The 17,231-nt window shown below is 66.6% G+C and carries 16 protein-coding genes; 7 read left to right on the plus strand and 9 right to left on the minus strand.

The window, feature by feature from the left end:
* Positions 1-77: 77 nt before the first annotated feature.
* Positions 78-713: a TetR/AcrR family transcriptional regulator gene (locus C1A30_RS19110; RefSeq protein WP_101949719.1), complete on the minus strand. Its 636-nt coding sequence runs from the start codon at positions 711-713 to the stop codon at positions 78-80.
* A gap of 48 nt (positions 714-761) precedes the next feature.
* On the opposite strand from C1A30_RS19110, the gene C1A30_RS19115 reads away from it, so the two are divergent.
* Entirely contained in the window at positions 762-1,643 is an 882-nt protein-coding gene (locus C1A30_RS19115) for an acyl-CoA thioesterase II (protein ID WP_101949720.1), read from the plus strand.
* Between the two features lie 24 nt (positions 1,644-1,667).
* Here the strand turns inward: C1A30_RS19115 and C1A30_RS19120 are convergent, their stop codons facing one another.
* From C1A30_RS19120 to C1A30_RS19130, 3 genes are read right to left on the minus strand one after another with little or no spacing between them, the layout of a single operon-like run.
* Positions 1,668-2,198, minus strand: coding sequence for a DinB family protein (locus C1A30_RS19120; protein ID WP_200828305.1), 531 nt, complete (start codon positions 2,196-2,198; stop codon positions 1,668-1,670).
* 53 nt (positions 2,199-2,251) lie between these two features.
* Complete coding sequence (locus tag C1A30_RS19125; RefSeq protein ID WP_101949722.1) at positions 2,252-3,895, minus strand: DUF885 domain-containing protein; 1,644 nt, start codon at positions 3,893-3,895, stop codon at positions 2,252-2,254.
* Positions 3,888-4,775 (minus strand): neutral zinc metallopeptidase, encoded by an 888-nt coding sequence (locus C1A30_RS19130; RefSeq protein ID WP_101949723.1) that lies wholly within the window; start codon positions 4,773-4,775, stop codon positions 3,888-3,890. The genes C1A30_RS19125 and C1A30_RS19130 overlap by 8 nt, the downstream gene beginning before the upstream one ends.
* 61 nt (positions 4,776-4,836) lie before the next feature.
* Here C1A30_RS19130 and C1A30_RS19135 point away from each other — a divergent pair, with 61 nt between their 5' ends.
* Positions 4,837-6,336 carry a carboxylesterase/lipase family protein gene (locus tag C1A30_RS19135; protein WP_101950317.1) on the plus strand — a complete coding sequence of 500 codons (1,500 nt, stop codon included), beginning with the start codon at positions 4,837-4,839 and terminating at the stop codon, positions 6,334-6,336.
* Positions 6,337-6,416: 80 nt separating this feature from the next.
* Here the strand turns inward: C1A30_RS19135 and C1A30_RS19140 are convergent, their stop codons facing one another.
* Together C1A30_RS19140 and C1A30_RS19145 are read right to left on the minus strand one after the other, a co-directional pair.
* Positions 6,417-7,016 (minus strand): hypothetical protein, encoded by a 600-nt coding sequence (locus C1A30_RS19140; protein WP_142392626.1) that lies wholly within the window; start codon positions 7,014-7,016, stop codon positions 6,417-6,419.
* A 272-nt stretch (positions 7,017-7,288) separates the two neighbouring features.
* Positions 7,289-8,170: an oxidoreductase gene (locus tag C1A30_RS19145; protein ID WP_101949725.1), complete on the minus strand. Its 882-nt coding sequence runs from the start codon at positions 8,168-8,170 to the stop codon at positions 7,289-7,291.
* A gap of 72 nt (positions 8,171-8,242) precedes the next feature.
* Between C1A30_RS19145 and aspS the strand changes: the two genes are divergently transcribed.
* Entirely contained in the window at positions 8,243-10,102 is a 1,860-nt protein-coding gene (gene aspS, locus C1A30_RS19150; protein WP_235009987.1) for an aspartate--tRNA ligase, read from the plus strand.
* Here aspS and C1A30_RS19155 read toward each other — a convergent pair.
* A complete protein-coding gene (locus tag C1A30_RS19155; RefSeq protein ID WP_101949726.1) occupies positions 10,099-12,690 on the minus strand; it encodes an FAD-dependent oxidoreductase in 2,592 nt (863 codons plus the stop codon). The genes aspS and C1A30_RS19155 overlap by 4 nt on opposite strands.
* Before the next feature lie 103 nt (positions 12,691-12,793).
* Between C1A30_RS19155 and C1A30_RS19160 the strand changes: the two genes are divergently transcribed.
* From C1A30_RS19160 to C1A30_RS19175, 4 genes are all read left to right on the plus strand, one after another.
* A complete protein-coding gene (locus C1A30_RS19160; protein ID WP_101950318.1) occupies positions 12,794-13,213 on the plus strand; it encodes a nitroreductase family deazaflavin-dependent oxidoreductase in 420 nt (139 codons plus the stop codon).
* A 34-nt stretch (positions 13,214-13,247) separates the two neighbouring features.
* Positions 13,248-13,679, plus strand: a complete 432-nt coding sequence (locus tag C1A30_RS19165) for a nitroreductase family deazaflavin-dependent oxidoreductase (protein ID WP_101949727.1) — start codon at positions 13,248-13,250, stop codon at positions 13,677-13,679.
* 115 nt (positions 13,680-13,794) lie between these two features.
* Entirely contained in the window at positions 13,795-14,877 is a 1,083-nt protein-coding gene (locus C1A30_RS19170) for an IS110 family transposase (protein WP_200828306.1), read from the plus strand.
* 516 nt (positions 14,878-15,393) lie between these two features.
* Positions 15,394-15,630 (plus strand): hypothetical protein, encoded by a 237-nt coding sequence (locus tag C1A30_RS19175; RefSeq protein ID WP_101949729.1) that lies wholly within the window; start codon positions 15,394-15,396, stop codon positions 15,628-15,630.
* A 63-nt stretch (positions 15,631-15,693) separates the two neighbouring features.
* Here the strand turns inward: C1A30_RS19175 and C1A30_RS35645 are convergent, their stop codons facing one another.
* Positions 15,694-15,870 carry a hypothetical protein gene (locus tag C1A30_RS35645; protein ID WP_160112768.1) on the minus strand — a complete coding sequence of 59 codons (177 nt, stop codon included), beginning with the start codon at positions 15,868-15,870 and terminating at the stop codon, positions 15,694-15,696.
* 119 nt (positions 15,871-15,989) lie between these two features.
* On the minus strand, positions 15,990-17,171 hold the full coding sequence (locus tag C1A30_RS19180) for an acetyl-CoA C-acyltransferase (protein WP_101949730.1): 1,182 nt from the start codon (positions 17,169-17,171) through the stop codon (positions 15,990-15,992).
* Between the last annotated feature and the right edge of the window lie 60 nt (positions 17,172-17,231).

The raw sequence follows: 17,231 nt of genomic DNA on the forward strand, positions 1-17,231 counted from the left end.
TTTGCTCTGGTGGTAATGACATTACCACGGCTGGACCAGCGAAAACACCAGCCCGAGTCGAAGTGGTATCGCGCAGGTCAGCGGGGGTCGGCCTGGCCGCGCAGGCCGCCGATGCAGAACTGGTAGATGTGGTCGGCGGTGATCGGGACGCCGTTGAGTTCGGCGCCGAGCACCTGCAACCGCATCGCGCCGAGCGCCGATTGCATGATCAGCGCGGCGGTGGCGTCGACATCGATTCCACCGCGGAAGACACCGTCGGCGATACCGCGGTTGATGATGTCCTTGATCAACTCGTGCAACGGCGACAGCACGCGCGCGTACTCGCCGGGCAGTGTCTCGGCGAGGCGGTCGTTGTACGAGGTCAGTCCGCGGTTGACCCTGTCCTGGGTGGTCGACTCGGCCGGCGTGCAGATGCGGTCGATGAGCACCCGTAGCGCCGCGGCCGGCTTCAACCCCGCGGTGTCCTCGCGCCACTTTCGCGTCGACTCGGACATGATCTTGTCGATCAACGCCAGCAGCAACTCGTCCTTGGTCGAAAAGTGTTGGTAGAAGGAGCGCAGCGAGGTCTTGGACCGTTCGACGACCTCGAGCACCGTGAAGTCGGTGCGGCCGGTCTCGCCGAGAATCGCCAGCGCCGACTTCATGAAGCGGCGCTCCCGGGGTTCGGTGTCGACGCCGGCGGCGTCGGGAGTCCGTCCGCTCGACTTCGCCATGGTAATGACGTTACCGCTTTTGCAGAAGCTCGGTTACTGTTCCGTGCCATGACGACAGACTCTGCGCAGACGTGGACCGTTGCCGGACTTCTCGACCTGTTCGACGTCCAGCAGGACGGGGGGAACCGGTTCGTCGCCGCGACCGGGCCCGCCGGTGAGGACGAGCGCCAGGTGGTGGAGGGCACGCAGGTGCTCGCACAGGCGATCGTCGCGGTGGCCAAACGGTTCCCGGACAAGTCGGTGCGTTCGGTGTCCGCGGTGTTCGCCCGCGCCGTGATGGTCGGGGCCGGGCCGGTCGAGTTGGAGATCGACGTGGTCAGTGAAGGCCGTTCGACCGCGACGGCGATCGTCGCGGCCAAGCAGAACGGTAAGCGGTGCATCACGGCGACGGTGCTGGCCGATGTGCCGACCGCCGACGTCATCCGTCATCATCTTCCGCGCCCCGACGTCGCGGGACCCGATGATGCGAACGTCTCGCCAATGCCGATGGACGGCAGGCAGTTGCGCCTGGTCGACGTCGTCGACGTGAACAGTCCCGACGAGGTGGGGCCGCCCGAACTGTACGCGTGGCTGCACTACGACCCGATCCCGTCACGCGACGAGCTCGCCAAGGCGCTGATCGCGTATTTCACTGGCCACCTAGGGATTTCGACGACCATGCGGGCGCATGAGGGGATCGGCACCGCCCAGGCGCATCTGACCGTGTCGACGGCGCCGATGACGGTGACGGTGAGTTTCCACGAACCTGTCCGCTGGGACGACTGGATTCTCTACTCGCACGAGAGCACACAGGTCGGTGCGGGCATGTCCTATGTGCGCGGCGCGGTGCACACGCAGGAGGGCGAGTTGATCGCCTCCTTCACGCAGGACGCGTTGATCCGCCCGCTGCGCACCACCGACACCGCGATCAAGGAACAGTCCCGCCTCTAGCGTTCTCTGCTCGCCGGGGGAGGGTCAGCCGTTGTCGACGTCGTGGGCGTGGTGAACGATGTCGTGCAGATGGTAGACGGCGATGGTCGCGACGGTGAATTCGCTTCCGTTGCTCCGCAATCCGCGACGTGACCACGCGTCGGCAGGCACGTTGTCGTAGGTGTCGGCCACAATGCTTGCGGCATCGAACAATTCGGTCGCGACGGTGGCCGGGTCCTGCAATGCGTAGTCGTCAGCGATCGCCGTCTCGTCCTGGTCCCAGTTCGGAAACTGCGGTTCGTCCTCGGCGAGCATCAACTGAACGCGGTGATCGAAGATGCGGTGCACATCGCGGACGTGGCAGCCGTATTCCAGCGGGGACCACACGGCGGGCTGTCTGCGCTGCGCTGCGCCGGGTTCGCCGAGGCGCCGCAGCCAGTCCGTCGCGTCGGCGCGGATCCGGTCAGCGACCTGCGAGTGGTGCACCGCGGCGGGATCGAAGCCGCACTCCGGGCACGGGCGGGCCAACACCCAGGTCCAGTCCTTGGTGTCGGGTTCGATGGGTTCGGTGGTCACGTCACAAGTGTGGCAGCCGCTGCGCAATCGGTATCGCTATCTGATTCGCCAGGTCATGCTTGTCCGCCGTCGAGCAGTGCGGACCTGAGCACGTCCAGCGGCAACCCACCGAGATCCAGCGCGCGGTTGTGGAACTCCCGCAGCGGCAGGTGAGGTGCGACGATCTCGTCGCGCAGTTGCTGCCAGATGCGTTGTCCGATCGCATACGACGGCGCCTGACCAGGCCAACCCAGATAGCGGTCCAACTCGAAACGCAGATTCTCCTCGGCCATCGCACTGTGCGATTGCAGGAACACCCACGCCCGATCGGCATCCCACCGGCCGCCGTCCGGTGCGGTGAGCCCGCAGTGCACGCCGATGTCGAGCACCACGCGCGCGGCCCGGAAGCGTTGCGCGTCCAGCATTCCCATCCGGTTTCCGGCATCGTCGAGCCAACCGAGTTCGGCCATCAACCGCTCGGCGTACAGCGCCCATCCCTCGCCGTGACCCGACACCCAGCAGCCCATCCTGCGCCACCGATTCAAGCGGTCCGCAGACGCCACCGCGCGGCCGACCTGCAGGTGGTGACCGGGCACGCCTTCATGGAACACCGTGGTGGTTTCCTGCCAGGTGCGGAAGGTGTCCACACCGGGCGGCACCGACCACCACATCCGTCCCGGTCGACTCAGGTCCTCCGACGGCCCGGTGTAGTAGATGCCGCCGGTGTGCGTCGGGGCGATCCGGCACTCGAGCGTCCGCAACGCAGGCTCGATGTCGAAGTGCGTCTTGGCCAGCGATTCCACGGCGCGATCGGAAAGATCCTGCATCCAAGCCTGCAGTGCATCGGTGCCATGCACCAGATAACGAGGTTCGTCGTCGAGTCGACGCAACGCGTCGCTGACCGACGCCCCTGGGTACAGTCGGTCGGCGATCGATTCCTGCTCGGCAACAATGCTTTCCAGCAGCCGAAGGCCCCACTCGTACGTCTCGTCCAGGTCGACCGACGTCCCCAGGAACTGCCGCGACAGCAGTTGATACACCTCACGGCCGAACGCATCTTCCTGCCGCGCGTGCGGGGCGATCTCGTCACGCAGTACGGTGGCGAGCCCTGCGTACGCGTCGGCGGCAGCGGACGCATGCTGCTGCAGTTCCGCGTGCAGCACAGCGTTGTTCGGCGCCGCGTCGGCCACCATCTCGACGAACAACTGCTGGATCTGGGCCGCCTGTTGGATGCAGCGCGCGACCTGTCGGGCCGCGGGCGCACGCCCGGCCGCCACCGCCGCGCGCAGTGCGTCGGCGTAACCGGCCGCCCGGGTGGGTACTTTCGACATCCGCTTGCCGATCAACGCCCAGTCGTCGTCGGTGTCGGTGGCCATCAGATCGAACACGTCGCGCATCGACTGCAGCGGCGACGCGATCACGTTGAGTTCGCCGACATCCAACCGCGCGTCGTGCAATTCGATCTGAAGGCCGAGTCGCTCCCGCATCGCGGCGATCGTCACCCGGTCGACCTCGTCGGCGGCGGTCACTCCGTCGAGTTCGCGCAGCGCCGCGCGCGCCGCGTCCACCCTCGCGTCGACACCGTCGGGGGAGTAGTCCGTGATCTCGTCGTCGTGGCCGAGGATGCCCATTTCTGTTGCCGCGCAGGGATCCAACGACGCGAACGTGTCGAGGTAGCGTTCGGCGACGGCATCGACGGCCGTTGGCGGCCTAGCCAAGGTTGTTCGTCGCGAAGGTGTCGCACTTGTTGGGGTCGCCGGTCTGGTAGCCGACGGTGAACCACTTCTGCCGCTGCGCCGACGACCCGTGTGTCCACGATTCCGGGTTGACCCGGCCGGTGGCCTGCTTCTGGATCCGGTCGTCACCCACCGACGACGCTGCCGACAGCGCATCGGCAATGTCCTTGTCGCTCAACGGTTCAAGGTACGGCACGCCGGTGCTCTCCTGTTTCGTGATCGCTGCGTAGTGCGCCCACACGCCGGCGTAGCAGTCCGCCTGGAGTTCGGTGCGCACCCCGGCGCCGGTGGCACCCTCCGGATCGCGTTGTGCGCGGCCCAGAATGCCCTGCAGATTCTGCACATGGTGACCGTACTCGTGGGCCACCACGTACTCCTGCGCGAGCGGACCGCCGCTGGAACCGAATTGGTCGACGAGCACCTGGAAGAAGTCGGTGTCGAAGTAGGCGGTTCGATCCACCGGACAGTAGAACGGGCCGACGGACGTGTCGGCGGGGCCGCAGCCGGTCTGCACCGAGCCGTGGAACAACACGGTGTGCGGCGGGGTGTAGCCGCGAAGCAGCTGCTGCCACACGCCGTCGACGGAGTTCGTCGTCGCCGCCACCCGGCATTCCACGAATTTGTTGGCGTCAGCTCCGGTCTTGCAGTGGCTCAGGTCGTAGCCCGGCGCCTCGACACCGCCGGTGTCGATCTGCTGTTGCTGGGGCACGACAGAACTGGGATCGACACCGAGAAACAGCGCGAGCACCACGATGATCAAGCCACCCAGCCCGCCGCCGATCGCGATGCCGCGGCCTGGCCCGCGGCCGCCGCCGGTGGAGATGTTGCTCGTGTCGATCTGCATACCCTCGTTGAAGGTCATCGCACCGCTCCGTCTCCTTGTCCACCCAGGTCTGCCCAGCTTCGCACACTACGATTTGGGCGTGGCAGTCCTTGCCGGACATTCGATCATCGCGCACACCGGCCTTGGAGATCTGCGCGGCACGACCGAGGCCGGGGTGGGCGTCTGGCGCGGCGTGCCGTATGCGGAGCAGCCGGTCGGCGAACGTCGTTTTCTGGCGCCCGCGCCGCTGCAGCCGTGGACCGGTGTGCGCGACGCGGTCGAACACGGACCGCTGCCGCCGCAGAGCAAGTCGTTCGTCGGCGGCGGTCGCGACGATCCGAAGGTGCGCGACGAGGCCTGTCTGACGCTGCAAGTCTGGTCGCCCGACACAAGCGGCTCGCTGCCGGTGATGGTGTGGATCCCCGGCGGTGCATTCGTCTACGGGGCTGGACAGTTCCAGCTCTACAACGGGTCGCGGCTGGCCGCCAACGGGAACGTCGTCGTGGTCAACATCACCTACCGGATCGGAGTCTTCGGCGGCTTCGAACTGTCCTCTCTCGGTGACGGGTTCGACGACAACCTCGCGCTGCGCGACCAGATCGCCGCGCTGCAATGGGTTCGGGACAACATCGCGGCGTTCGGCGGCGACCCCGACCGGGTGACGGTGTTCGGCGAATCGGCGGGTGCGACGTCGGTGCTCGCGCTGCTGGCCAGCCCGGCGGCCGACGGACTGTTCCACCGCGCGATCGCCCAGAGTCCCGCACTGCCGCTGATCGCCGACCGCGACCTGCGGGCGAGGCGGGCGCACGAATTCCTGAAGCGGCTAGGCGTGCGCCCGGCCGAGGTGAAGGCGTTACCGCAGCGGCAACTGCGCCGCGCCGCGGGCCTGCTGCAGCTCAAGAGCGCGTCGACGACGCCGACGCTCGCCTACGGCTTGACCTACGGTGTCGACCTGCTGCCGAACCATCCCGTCGATGCGGCGCGGGCGGGCACGCTGGCGCGGATGCCGCTGATCATCGGCACCAACAGCCATGAGGCGTCGATGTTCGCCTGGACCAAACCGCCGATGCTGCCCACCACCGTCGGATCCATCGACGCCTACCTCGACCGCGTCGCCCCCGATGCCAAGGACCGAGTGCTCGCCGCGTATCCGGACTATCCGCGTCGGCGGGCGTTGGTGGCGTTCGGATCGGATTGCATGTTCGGCGTGCCGGCATGGGCGTTCGCCGACGCGTACAGCGCCCATGCGCCGACGCACATGTACCGGTTCGACCATTTCGGTTGGAGCCTGCGGGTTCTCGGCCTCGGCGCCACTCATGGCAGCGAGATCGTGCACATTCAGCACAGCTACGCCTCGTTCATCGGGCGCAAGTTGCACCCGTTGGGCCGGCGGCTGCAGCCACCGGTCGGCAGGCGCATGCAACGTGCCTGGCTGGACTTCGCTGCGCAGATGTCCGGGGAGATCCATTGGTCCAGCGGACACGACTGGCCGGTCTACGACACTGCGCACCGCTACACCCGCATCATCGAGACGGCGCGCGACTCGGTCGTCGAGGATCCCGACGCGGACCGCCGCAAGGCGTGGGCGGCCTTGTACTAGGTTGCGCCGAAACGGCATTCCGGCACGCCTCTACTCGAACTTTCCGTGCTGGAATGCCGTTTCGGCGCAGCCACTTACCTTCAGTGGCAGGACGCGCCGTGGCAGATCGTCTTCTTGCCGCCACCTATCGCGTCCGCGCGACCGCCGGAGGTCGCCACGGCGGTGTTGTTGTCGCCCGTCCCCGAGTACGCCATGCTGCCCTCGTTGACTGCGGTGGCCTTGTTGTTGTTGCCATTGGATGCTCGGGCGAATCCGCCGTTGATCGCGGTGGCGCTGAGGTTCGTTCCGTCATTCACCGACGCGAATGTGCCGCCACCGCCGACTGCCTTCGCGGAGCTGTTGCTGGCTGAGCCGAAAACGAAAGCGTCCCCGCCGTTTACGGCAATCACTTTGTTACCGGACCCGCTCTGGGTGTTGATACCGGACTCGCTCCGATTCGCCTGGGTTCCGCCGACCGCGACCGCGACGTTGTGATCGCCCACCGCACCGGAATTCGCCGAGCTGAAGCCCTTCTGCACCCGTTGGGTGCCGTTGACGGAGACCGACACACTCGCATTCCCGGAGTCACTCGTCGACCCGGCGGTCGCCGGCTTGGCCCACGCGGCCGGCGCGGCAACCCCCAGCGCCAGCAGTGGAGAACCGACCCCCACGGTTACGGCTGCCAATACTGCCTTTTTCATCAAATCTCCTCTCAGTGCCGCGCTCCGTCGAGTCAGCATATTAGCTAGGAGTAGCTAATATGCGCGCAACTTCGTGGAAAACAGCACACGCGGAGGGATCTTGAAGCTTGCTGTTACCGGGCGACCGCATGCCGAGGCGCGCCGGGACGCCGGGGGCTTCATAGCCGTCGCCCAGTGAGACCACGAGCAGATCTGCGCCGAAACGGTATTCCAGCACGCCTCTACTCGAACTTTCCGTGCCGGAATGCCGTTTCGGCACCAGGAGTAGATGTCTAGCCGGGGCCGTCGCTGGCCGCGGCCAAGATCGGCACCAGCACTTCGCTGATCGGGGCCGCGATGCCGTACGCGGCGGCCTTGCGCAGCACGACGCCGTTGCGGATATCCCACTCCAGCGCGCGACCCGCCTGACGATCGGTCAACATCGACGTGGTGATGTCGGGCGGCCCCTGCGCCAGCATGCCGACGATCTCGTCGATCACCCGCTCGTCGAGGTGGGCGCCGTCGGCCCGCGCCACGGCAAGGCATTCGGCCAGATAGCGGCGGCCCAGCGCGGCCACGTCGTCGCGGCGGAAGATGCCCGCGCGCCGCCCAGACAACACCATGAGGCCGACCACCGCGTTGACCAGCAGCTTGCGCCACGCGGCAGTGACGAAGTCGGGGTCCAACTCGACCGTGACGCCTGCCCCGCGTAACAACTCGGCGAGCGTCGCCGCCGCCTCGGTGTCCGGCAGCACCAGCCGAGGTTGCGTACGCACCCGCACCCAGCGCTGCGGTTGCACCTCCGACGAAACCCAGATCGCCGCGGGCACCACCGTCGACGACGGGCAGAACCGGCCGACCCGCTCGACCTGTTCGACGCCGTTCTGCAGCGCGCACACGATCGTGTGGTCATCGCACAGCCGCGCCAACCAGTCGCCTGCCTGTTCGTTCTGGGTGTCCTTGACCGCGATGAACACCACGTCGACCGTCTCGTCGGCGTCGGCGGGATCGGTGTGCACCGGACCGGGGAGCACAATCGGCTCGCGGTCGTCGGGCCGCACCTCGATCTCGTCGCGCCCGGTGCGCCCGCACAGCAGGACCGAATGACCCGCGGCGTGCAGATATGCACCGACGGTCGCGCCGATTGCGCCGGGTCCGATCAAAGCGATGCTCATGCCCACGGGGGCCAAGCTACGCCCCACTACACTGTGGCAGTCCTGTCGTCAGGCCTTTCCCAGGGAGTTTTTGTGCTGCGCACACATGCCGCCGGTTCGCTGCGGTCCACCGATGCCGGACAGAAGGTGACCCTCGCCGGCTGGGTGGCGCGTCGCCGCGACCACGGCGGCGTCATCTTCATCGACCTTCGCGACGCCTCCGGGGTGTCGCAAGTGGTGTTCCGCGAGGGCGACGTGCTGGCCGCGGCGCATCGACTGCGCGCAGAGTTCTGCATCGCCGTGGACGGCGTCGTCGAGGTCCGCCCGCAGGGCAACGAGAATCCGGAAATCCCCACCGGCGACATCGAGATCAACGCGACGACGCTGACCGTGCTGGGGGAGAGCGCGCCGCTGCCGTTCCAGCTCGATGAGACCGCAGGCGAAGAGGCCAGGCTGAAATACCGCTACCTGGATCTGCGCCGCGAGGGTCCTGGTGCGGCAATTCGCTTGCGCTCCAAGGCGAATGCCGCCGCGCGCGCGGTGCTGGCCGACCACGACTTCGTCGAGATCGAAACCCCGACGATGACGCGGTCGACGCCCGAGGGCGCGCGCGACTTCCTGGTGCCTGCCCGACTGCAGCCGGGCTCGTTCTACGCGCTGCCGCAGAGCCCGCAGCTGTTCAAGCAGCTGCTGATGGTCGCGGGCATGGAGCGCTACTACCAGATCGCCCGCTGCTACCGCGACGAGGACTTCCGCGCCGACCGGCAACCGGAATTCACCCAGCTCGACATGGAGCTCAGCTTCGTCGACACCGAGGACGTCATCGCGATCTCCGAGCAGATCATCAAGGCGCTGTGGGCGCTGATCGGCTACGACGTGCCGACCCCGCTGCCGCGCATGACCTACGCCGACGCGATGCGGCGCTACGGCTCGGACAAGCCCGACCTGCGGTTCGGACTGGAACTCGTCGAGTGCACCGACTACTTCTCCGACACCGCGTTCCGCGTGTTCCAAGCGCCCTACGTCGGCGCCGTCGTCATGCCGGGCGGTGCATCGCAGCCGCGCCGCACGCTCGACGGCTGGCAGGAGTTCGCCAAGCAGCGCGGGCACCGCGGGCTGGCCTATGTGCTGGTGGGCGATGACGGCGAACTGGGCGGCCCGGTGGCCAAGAACCTGTCCGACGCCGAGCGCGACGGGCTGGCCGCGCATGTCGGCGCCTCGCCCGGCGACTGCATCTTCTTCTCGGCGGGCCCGGCCAAGTCGTCGCGGGCGCTGCTCGGCGCCGTGCGCATCGAGATCGCCAAGCGGCAGGAGCTGATCGATCCGAACGCCTGGGCGTTCACCTGGATCATCGACCCGCCGCTGTTCGAACCCGCCGACGAGGCCACCGCGCACGGCGACGTGGCCGTGGGCTCGGGTGCGTGGACCGCGGTGCACCATGCGTTCACCGCCCCCAAGCCGGAGTTCGAGGACAGCATCGACACCGATCCCGGCGCGGTGCTGGCCGACGCCTATGACGTGGTGTGCAACGGCAACGAAATCGGCGGCGGCTCGATCCGTATCCACCGCCGCGACATCCAGGAGAAGGTGTTCGCGGTGATGGGCATCGACAAGGCCGAGGCCGAGGAGAAGTTCGGATTCCTGTTGGAGGCGTTCACCTTCGGCGCACCGCCGCACGGCGGCATCGCGTTCGGATGGGACCGCATCAACGCGCTGCTGTCGGGCATGGACTCGATCCGCGAGGTGATCGCGTTCCCGAAGTCGGGCGGCGGTGTCGACCCGCTCACCGGTGCGCCCGCGCCGATCACGCCGCAGCAGCGGAAAGAATCCGGGATCGACGCACGGAGCCGCTCTGGCGGCGACATCAGGGCAGGGAGCCGCTCTGGCGGCGACATCGGGGCAGGGAGCCGCTCTGGCGGCGACATTGAGCCTGGGCCGGAGGCCAAGGCCTAGGCGAGTTCAGGGGTCCGCGCCGCCACGAAGAACCCGCGCAGCGCGTCGGCAACCTGCCCGCGTATCGGCGCACCCGAGAGCACGATGTCCACCATCGTCAACGACGTGTGGGTGTGACCGCGTGCGGCGATGTGTTCGGTCGGCACCCCCGCGGCGGTGAGGGCGGCGGCATACGCCCGGCCGTCGTCGCGTAGCGGATCGAATTCGGCCGACACGACGATCGCGGGCGGCAGTCCGGACAGATCAGCCGCGCGCAGCGGCGCCACGCGGGGATCGCCGCGGTCCGCCTCGTCGACATAGTGGTCGTAGAACCACGTCATCAACGGTGTCGTCAGACCGTAGCCGTCGGCGTTCTCCCGGTACGACGCGAGCGCGGTGCTGCCGCTCGTCACCGGTGCCAACAAGGCTTGCCCGGCGATGTGGGGCCCGCCGGCGTCGCGCGCGAGTTGGCAGACCACCGCGGCCAGTCCGGCGCCTGCGCTCCAACCCGCGACCGCGAGTCGGCCTTCGCGGCCGCCGAGGGATTCGGCGTTGTCCGCGGCCCATCGCAGCGCGGCCATCGCGTCGTCGACCGCGGCGGGGAAACGGTGCTCGGGTGCATGCCGGTAGTCCGCCGAGACGACGACCGCGTCGCTGCGCACACAAAGGTCGCGGCACAGCGGGTCATCCGCAGTCGCGTTGCCGATGACCCAACCGCCGCCGTGGAAGTACAGCACCACGGGGTGCGGGCCTGGCGTCGGTGGCCGGTACAGCCGGTAGGCGAGCTCACCTGTGGCGCCGGGGAATTCACCGTCGACGAGCTCGCCGACGTCCGGCCCAGGCGGCCGCTCGGCCAGCGTCTGCAGATAGAACGCGCGGGCGTCGGGCGCCGACATCGACTCCAGCAGCGGCAGATTCAGCGCCGCGATCTCCATCAGGACCATCTCGACGTCGGGCTGCAACCGGCGCACCACGCCGTCGTTGCACTGCGACCCGTTCGGGCCGGACAGCGTGAAGCCAAGATAGTCGCGGGCCGCCACTTCGTCACAACTGGCGCGGTAGAAGTCGACCCCGGCACAGTACGGCAGGAACACCCGCGGCTTGCCGGGCACGTTGGCGCCCATGTACCAGGAGTTGGCGGTGGGGAAGAGGGTGATGTCGGCGCAGTCGTTGACGTGCTGGACCCACCCTGCCTCGGCTGTTTCGGTGGGTTCGATGACATCGAAACCGGTTGTGGTCAAATGGTCGACGCAGTCCAGCACCCAGTCCACGTGCTGTTCGATCGAGACAGTCATGTTCGACAGCACCGAGGGGCTTCCTGGCCCGGTGATCAGGAACAGGTTGGGGAACCCGACGGTGGTGAGCCCGAGGTAAGTCCGTGGCCCGTCGGCCCATTTGTCCTTGAGCGCCTTGCCGTCACGCCCCCTGATGTCAATCGCCGTGAGGGCACCGGTGACGGCGTCGAAACCGGTTGCGAACACGATGATGTCGACGGGGATGGTCTCATCGGCGGTCTCGATTCCGGTTTCGGCGATCTGCCGGATCGGGTGCTTGCGAATGTTGACCAGACGCACGTGCGGCAGGTTGTAGGTCGCGTAGTAGTCGGTGTCAAGACACGGTCGCTTTGTGCCGATGGGGTATTCCGTCGGGCACAGCTCTTGTGCCGTCTCGGGATCCTCGACGATGTCGCGGATCTTGTTCCGGACGAACTCGGCGAATTCGTGGTTGGCCGCGGGATTGCTCAGCACGTCGGCGAATACGGTGAACGACTCCAGCAGCAGCCCCCACTCCCAGACCTGTTCATAGCGCTGTAGGCGCTCAGCCTCCGAGACACTGAACGTCGGCGTGATGTTCCGCTCCTTCGGGATGCCGTTCGGCGACACCTTTGCCGCGGCGCGGTATTCCGCCTCGTTCTCGAGCTGCGCGAGCATCTCGTCGGTGACCGGTCCGTTGTGCGCCGGAATGCAGAACGTCGGAGTGCGCTGAAATACCAGCACGTGCTGCGCGTCCTTCGCGATGACCGGAATCGACTGCACCCCAGAGGAACCCGTGCCGATCACCGCCACCCGCTTGCCGGTGAAGTCGACAGGATCATGCGGCCAGCGACTGGTGAAGTACACCTCGCCGGCGAATCGGTCCAGCCCGTCGATCTCCTGCGGCTTCGGCACGGACAGACAACCCGTGGCCATCACGACGAAACGCGCCGTGAGCTCGTCGCCTGCGTCGGTGCGCACATGCCACAGCGCGGATTCCTCGTCCCAGCGCGCCTGCTGCACTCGGGTGGAGAACGTGATGTGGCGCCGCAGGTCGTGCTTGTCGGCGACGTGGTTCAGATACCGCAGGATTTCGGGTTGGGTGGCGTACTTTTCCGACCACTGCCACCCGCTGCGCCAGTCGGGATCGAAGCTGTACATGTAGTCGATGCTGGGGATGTCGACCCTGGCACCGGGATAACGGTTCCAGTACCACGTACCGCCGAGATCGTCGCCCGCTTCGAAGATGCGAACCGACTGGCCGGTCCGGCCCAACCGGTAGGCAAGGTAGAGACCCGCGATCCCCGCGCCCACGACGACGACGTTTACATCGGGTGTCCGGGTTGTATCGGTCATCCATCGATGATCTCGTCGCAGCGACCTGCTGTACCGAGTACGGCAATACTCGATCGAAATAGAGTCGCCCCTCGCCGGCGTTGAGCGCAGCGTGACGTCATCGATGAATGCGCAGCAGTGGCAGGATCTAAACGCTCCCATCGCGGAGGAGTTCCGCAGCAACGAGGGTCGGGTGGGAGGCCGGTTCGAGGGCATCGATCTGCTTCTGCTCACCACCACCGGTGCGAAATCGGGTCAATCGCGACTGGCGCCGCTGGCCTACTTCACCGTCGACGGCAAGCTGATCATCGTGGGCTCGAAGGCCGGGTCCGACGCGAATCCCGACTGGGTGCACAACCTTCGGGCCAATCCGCGGGCGCGCGTCGAGATCGGCGCTGACGCATACGATGTGGTCGCGCGTGAACTACCCGCCGAGGAGCGTGACGCGACGTATCCGAAGATCGTCGCTCAGAGAGCGGACTTCGGTGAGTACCAGGAGCGCACCTCCAGGGTGATCCCGCTGTTCGAACTGCAGCGAGGCTGACCACCGGACCCGTCGCGAGGTAGCTTCATGCGTCATGACCGAGATTCCTGACGCCGAGGCCATGAAGGCGTTCAACAAGAACATCGTCGACGAGTTCCGCGCCAACGGCGGCGTGGTCGGTGGGCCCTTCGAAGGCGCGACGCTGCTGTTGCTCACGAGTACGGGGGCCAAGTCGGGTCAGCCGCGGCTGGCGCCGCTGGCCTATTTCAGCATCGACGGGAAGATGATCATCGTCGGCTCGAAGGCAGGCGCCGACACCAATCCGGACTGGGTGCACAACCTTCGGGCCAACCCGCGGGCGCACATCGAGGTGGACACCGACGCATACGACGTCGTGGCGCGTGAGCTGACGCCGGCCGAACGCGACGAGACGTATCCGAAGATTGTGGCGCTGGCGCCCGGTTTCGGTGAGTACCAGGACAAGACCAGCCGAGTCATTCCGCTGTTCGAACTGCAGCGGGCCTAGACGGTATGGAGGCGACTTGAGGCCGAAGGCCTCGGGCTGCAATCGGACGTGGGTTGCCGACGATGAGTGAACACTCGCATCGGTAGAGCCACAGTTGCAGATCAGGAGGCCTCCGGTGAGTTTCAACGGTACGAGTGTCGGGTTGGACGTGCATGCGCTTTCGGTGGTTGCCCATGCCGTCGATGAAGAAACGGGGCGGGTTGAGCGGGCACGGTTGTGTCCCGATCACGGCGAGATCCTGGCGTGGCTAGACCGGCTGCGAGGTCCGGTACGGGTGGCCTATGAGGCTGGGCCGACGGGGTTCGGGCTCGCGCGGGCTTTGGCCGCCGCCGAGATCGACTGCGTGGTTGCCGCGCCGTCGAAGTTGATCCGTCCTGCCGGGGATCGGGTCAAGACCGATGCCCGCGATGCCGCGCATCTGACCCGGTTACTGCGTCTGGGCGAGATCACCGCGGTCACCGTGCCCGAGGCCGACGTGGAGGCGGTGCGCGATCTGGTGCGTGCGCGTGAAGACGCGCGCGCTGATCTGATGCGAGTCCGGTACCGGTTGTCCAAACTATTGCTGCGCCACGGCCGGGTGTACTGCGGTGGGCAGGCATGGAACGGGGTGCACGAAACCTGGCTTCGTCGACAACGATTTGACGATTCCCACACCATGGCGGCATTCGACCATCACTTCGACGCCGTCTTGACGGCCACCGCCGCCAGAGATCGTCTCGACCAGCAGATCGTCACCGTGGCAGCCTCGCCGCGCTGGGCTGACCCGGTCAATCGATTGGGGTGTCTACGGGGGATTTCGGCGCTGACCGGGCTGGCGTTGAGCGTCGAGATCGGTGACTGGACCCGGTTCACTGGCGCCTCGATCGGCGCCTACGTCGGCTTGGTCCCCACCGAGTACTCCTCGGGTGCATCCCGGGTGCAGGGCTCGATCACCAAGGCCGGCAACGCCCATGTGCGGCGATTGTTGATCGAGGCGGCGTGGCATCACCGGGCGGCCTACCGCAATCCTGGACCGACGATGCGGGCACGCTGGGCCAAGGTCGACCCGGCGCTCAAGGATCGCGGGCATGCCGGAAACCGGCGCCTGCACCAGCAGTGGTGCCGGTTCAACGAACGTAAGAAACACCACGTGGTGGCCAATGTCGCGATCGCCCGTGAACTGGCCGGCTGGTGCTGGTCACTTGCCACGCTGAACTAACAACCGCCACCGAACTTGATCGGAGTCAGCCGGTCGACGGCGAGGTAGGCGAACTGGATCTGCGTTACAGCTATGAGCCACAACAGCATTCCCCGAAGTACTGGTGTGACGCCCGTCCCTAGAGAGCAGCCACCGTTCGCACCGAACCATCGTCTTGCGGTACCCAACCCGCGCATATCAGTCTGACACCACCGTCGTTGACCAACGACCGCCGCGACACCGACTAACCCCGATCAAACGAAAGCCGCCCCGACGCAAAACCGGGGCGGCTTTCACCTGCCTATTGACAAACGGTGCCTACATATCAGCTGCCCGCGCTGCACTTTGCTTACCACCCCATGAGTCGCAAAGAACGCAGCAAATATAGGGAAACAACTGATTCCTGTGTGTAGGTCTGGGCGTAGCTTATGAAATCACCGTCACCTAACCGTTCTTCACATGACGTGAGATGGACCCGACGGTCGACTTCGCGAAGCGAGCTAACAGATGAGAACGAAAGACATTGTTTCTGCGGCCATGACTGCAGCACTGGCCACACTCGCAGTCACCTTCGCCTCAACGCCGATGGCCAACGCCGATCCCGGTGGCCCGGCGTGTTTGACGCCGTCCGGCGCAGCGTGCGCCCCGCCCGAAGCCGGCTGTGTGAACCCAGACAACGGCCTGCCCTGTAGTTCCAGCCTCGCTGACGTCAACGCGGCAATCAGGAAGGAATTGAACTCGGTCCTCGGCGGTGGCCTGCTGGGCGGCGGCTAGGCAGCCCTTGCGTAGGGAGTTCGAACGGCGCGCGGTTATCGTTGACGAAGTCCTCGACGGTGTTCAGCGGCGCCCGAGGATGGTCGGCGCCGTATCGGTGATACCGGCCAGGCGGCCCTCGTGTTGGTCGATTGTCACGGCCCCGAAGTGCCTGAGCTTGGCGGTGTCGTCGGCGATGCCGAGCAGGTCGAGGAACGTCGATACGGTGGTTCGTTCGAACGGCAGGTCCCTGCCGAGCACCCGGCCGACCTCTGCGGCCGGTTCCTGGTGGCTGTATTCGACGGCTTGATGGTGAAGATTGCACTCAGGGTCGTGAAAGGCACCAGATCACGACCCTGAGTGCAATGGGGGGGCAAGCCTTAGAGGCGCTCGATGATGGTTGCGTTGGCCATGCCGCCCGCCTCGCACATCGTCTGCAGCGCATACCGTCCGCCGCGCTGCTCCAGCGCGTTGACCATCGTGGTCATGATGCGCGCACCGCTGGCACCCAGAGGGTGGCCGATCGCGATCGCGCCGCCGTTGACGTTTGTCTTCGCCAGGTCGGCGCCAGTGTCCACCGCCCAGGCCAGCACGACGGGCGCGAACGCCTCGTTCACCTCGAACAGGTCGATGTCACCGATCGTCAAACCCGCTCTCTGCAAGACCTTTTCGGTTGCGGGGATGACACCGGTCAACATGTAGAGCGGGTCCGAGCCGACGACGGTGGCCGTGTGGATGCGGGCCAGCGGGCGTAGACCGAGGCGGCGTGCCACTTCGGTGGTGGTGATCAGCACGGCCGCGCTGCCGTCGGACAGCGGGGACGAGTTGCCCGCGGTGATCTCCCACTTGATCTGCGGGAAACGCGCCTCGTATGCGGGGTTGTAGAACGCCGGCTTCAAACCGGCGAGCGTGCCGACGCTGGTACCGGGACGAATGATCTCGTCGGTGGCGAGCCCCGCGATCGGCGCTAGTTCGTTGTCGAACCGGCCCTCTTTGGTTGCAGCCGCGGCCTTTTCGTGACTGCCAGCCGAGAACTCGTCGAGTTGCTGACGGGAGAATCCCCACTTCGCGGCGATCAACTCGGCGCTGATGCCCTGCGGCACAAGCCCTTCCGGGTAGCGCTGCGCCATCTGACCGAACGGGTCACTGCCCGGCAGCACACTCGAGCCCATCGGGACCCGGCCCATCGACTCCACGCCTGCGGCGACGACGATGTCGTAGGCGCCCGAGATCACGCCCTGCGCGGCGAAGCTGATCGCCTGTTGGCTGCTGCCGCATTGGCGGTCGACGGTCGTGCCCGGCACCGCCTCGGGGAAGCCCGCGCCCAGTAGCGCGTTGCGGGCGATGTTGACGGCCTGGTCGCCCACCTGGGTGACCGCGCCTGCGATGACGTCGTCGATCTGCGCCGGATCGATGCCGGTCCGGTTCACCAGTTCCTTCAGGCTGTGCGCCAGCAGGTCGACGGGCAGCACGTCGTGCAGTGCGCCGCTCGCCTTGCCCTTTCCGATCGGGGTACGTACCGCACCGACGATGACCGCGTCGCGGCCCACATATCCGGCCATTTCCGCCTCCTGAACTCCCCACTGAGTATTGCTCGCTATATCCAGCTATAACACCTAGGT

Source organism: Mycobacterium sp. 3519A (genome assembly GCF_900240945.1).
Taxonomy (GTDB): domain Bacteria; phylum Actinomycetota; class Actinomycetes; order Mycobacteriales; family Mycobacteriaceae; genus Mycobacterium.

Bases quoted from the DNA above. Each gene is read 5' to 3' on its own strand.
- C1A30_RS19175 (WP_101949729.1), top strand. From the start codon at position 15,394: ATGACTGCAGCACTGGCCACACTCGCAGTCACCTTCGCCTCAACGCCG.
- C1A30_RS19160 (WP_101950318.1), top strand. From the start codon at position 12,794: ATGAATGCGCAGCAGTGGCAGGATCTAAACGCTCCCATCGCGGAGGAG.
- C1A30_RS19115 (WP_101949720.1), top strand. From the start codon at position 762: ATGACGACAGACTCTGCGCAGACGTGGACCGTTGCCGGACTTCTCGAC.
- C1A30_RS19110 (WP_101949719.1), bottom strand. From the start codon at position 713: ATGGCGAAGTCGAGCGGACGGACTCCCGACGCCGCCGGCGTCGACACC.
- C1A30_RS19145 (WP_101949725.1), bottom strand. From the start codon at position 8,170: ATGAGCATCGCTTTGATCGGACCCGGCGCAATCGGCGCGACCGTCGGT.
- C1A30_RS19165 (WP_101949727.1), top strand. From the start codon at position 13,248: ATGACCGAGATTCCTGACGCCGAGGCCATGAAGGCGTTCAACAAGAAC.
- C1A30_RS19140 (WP_142392626.1), bottom strand. From the start codon at position 7,016: ATGAAAAAGGCAGTATTGGCAGCCGTAACCGTGGGGGTCGGTTCTCCA.
- C1A30_RS19130 (WP_101949723.1), bottom strand. From the start codon at position 4,775: ATGACCTTCAACGAGGGTATGCAGATCGACACGAGCAACATCTCCACC.
- C1A30_RS19155 (WP_101949726.1), bottom strand. From the start codon at position 12,690: ATGACCGATACAACCCGGACACCCGATGTAAACGTCGTCGTCGTGGGC.
- C1A30_RS19180 (WP_101949730.1), bottom strand. From the start codon at position 17,171: ATGGCCGGATATGTGGGCCGCGACGCGGTCATCGTCGGTGCGGTACGT.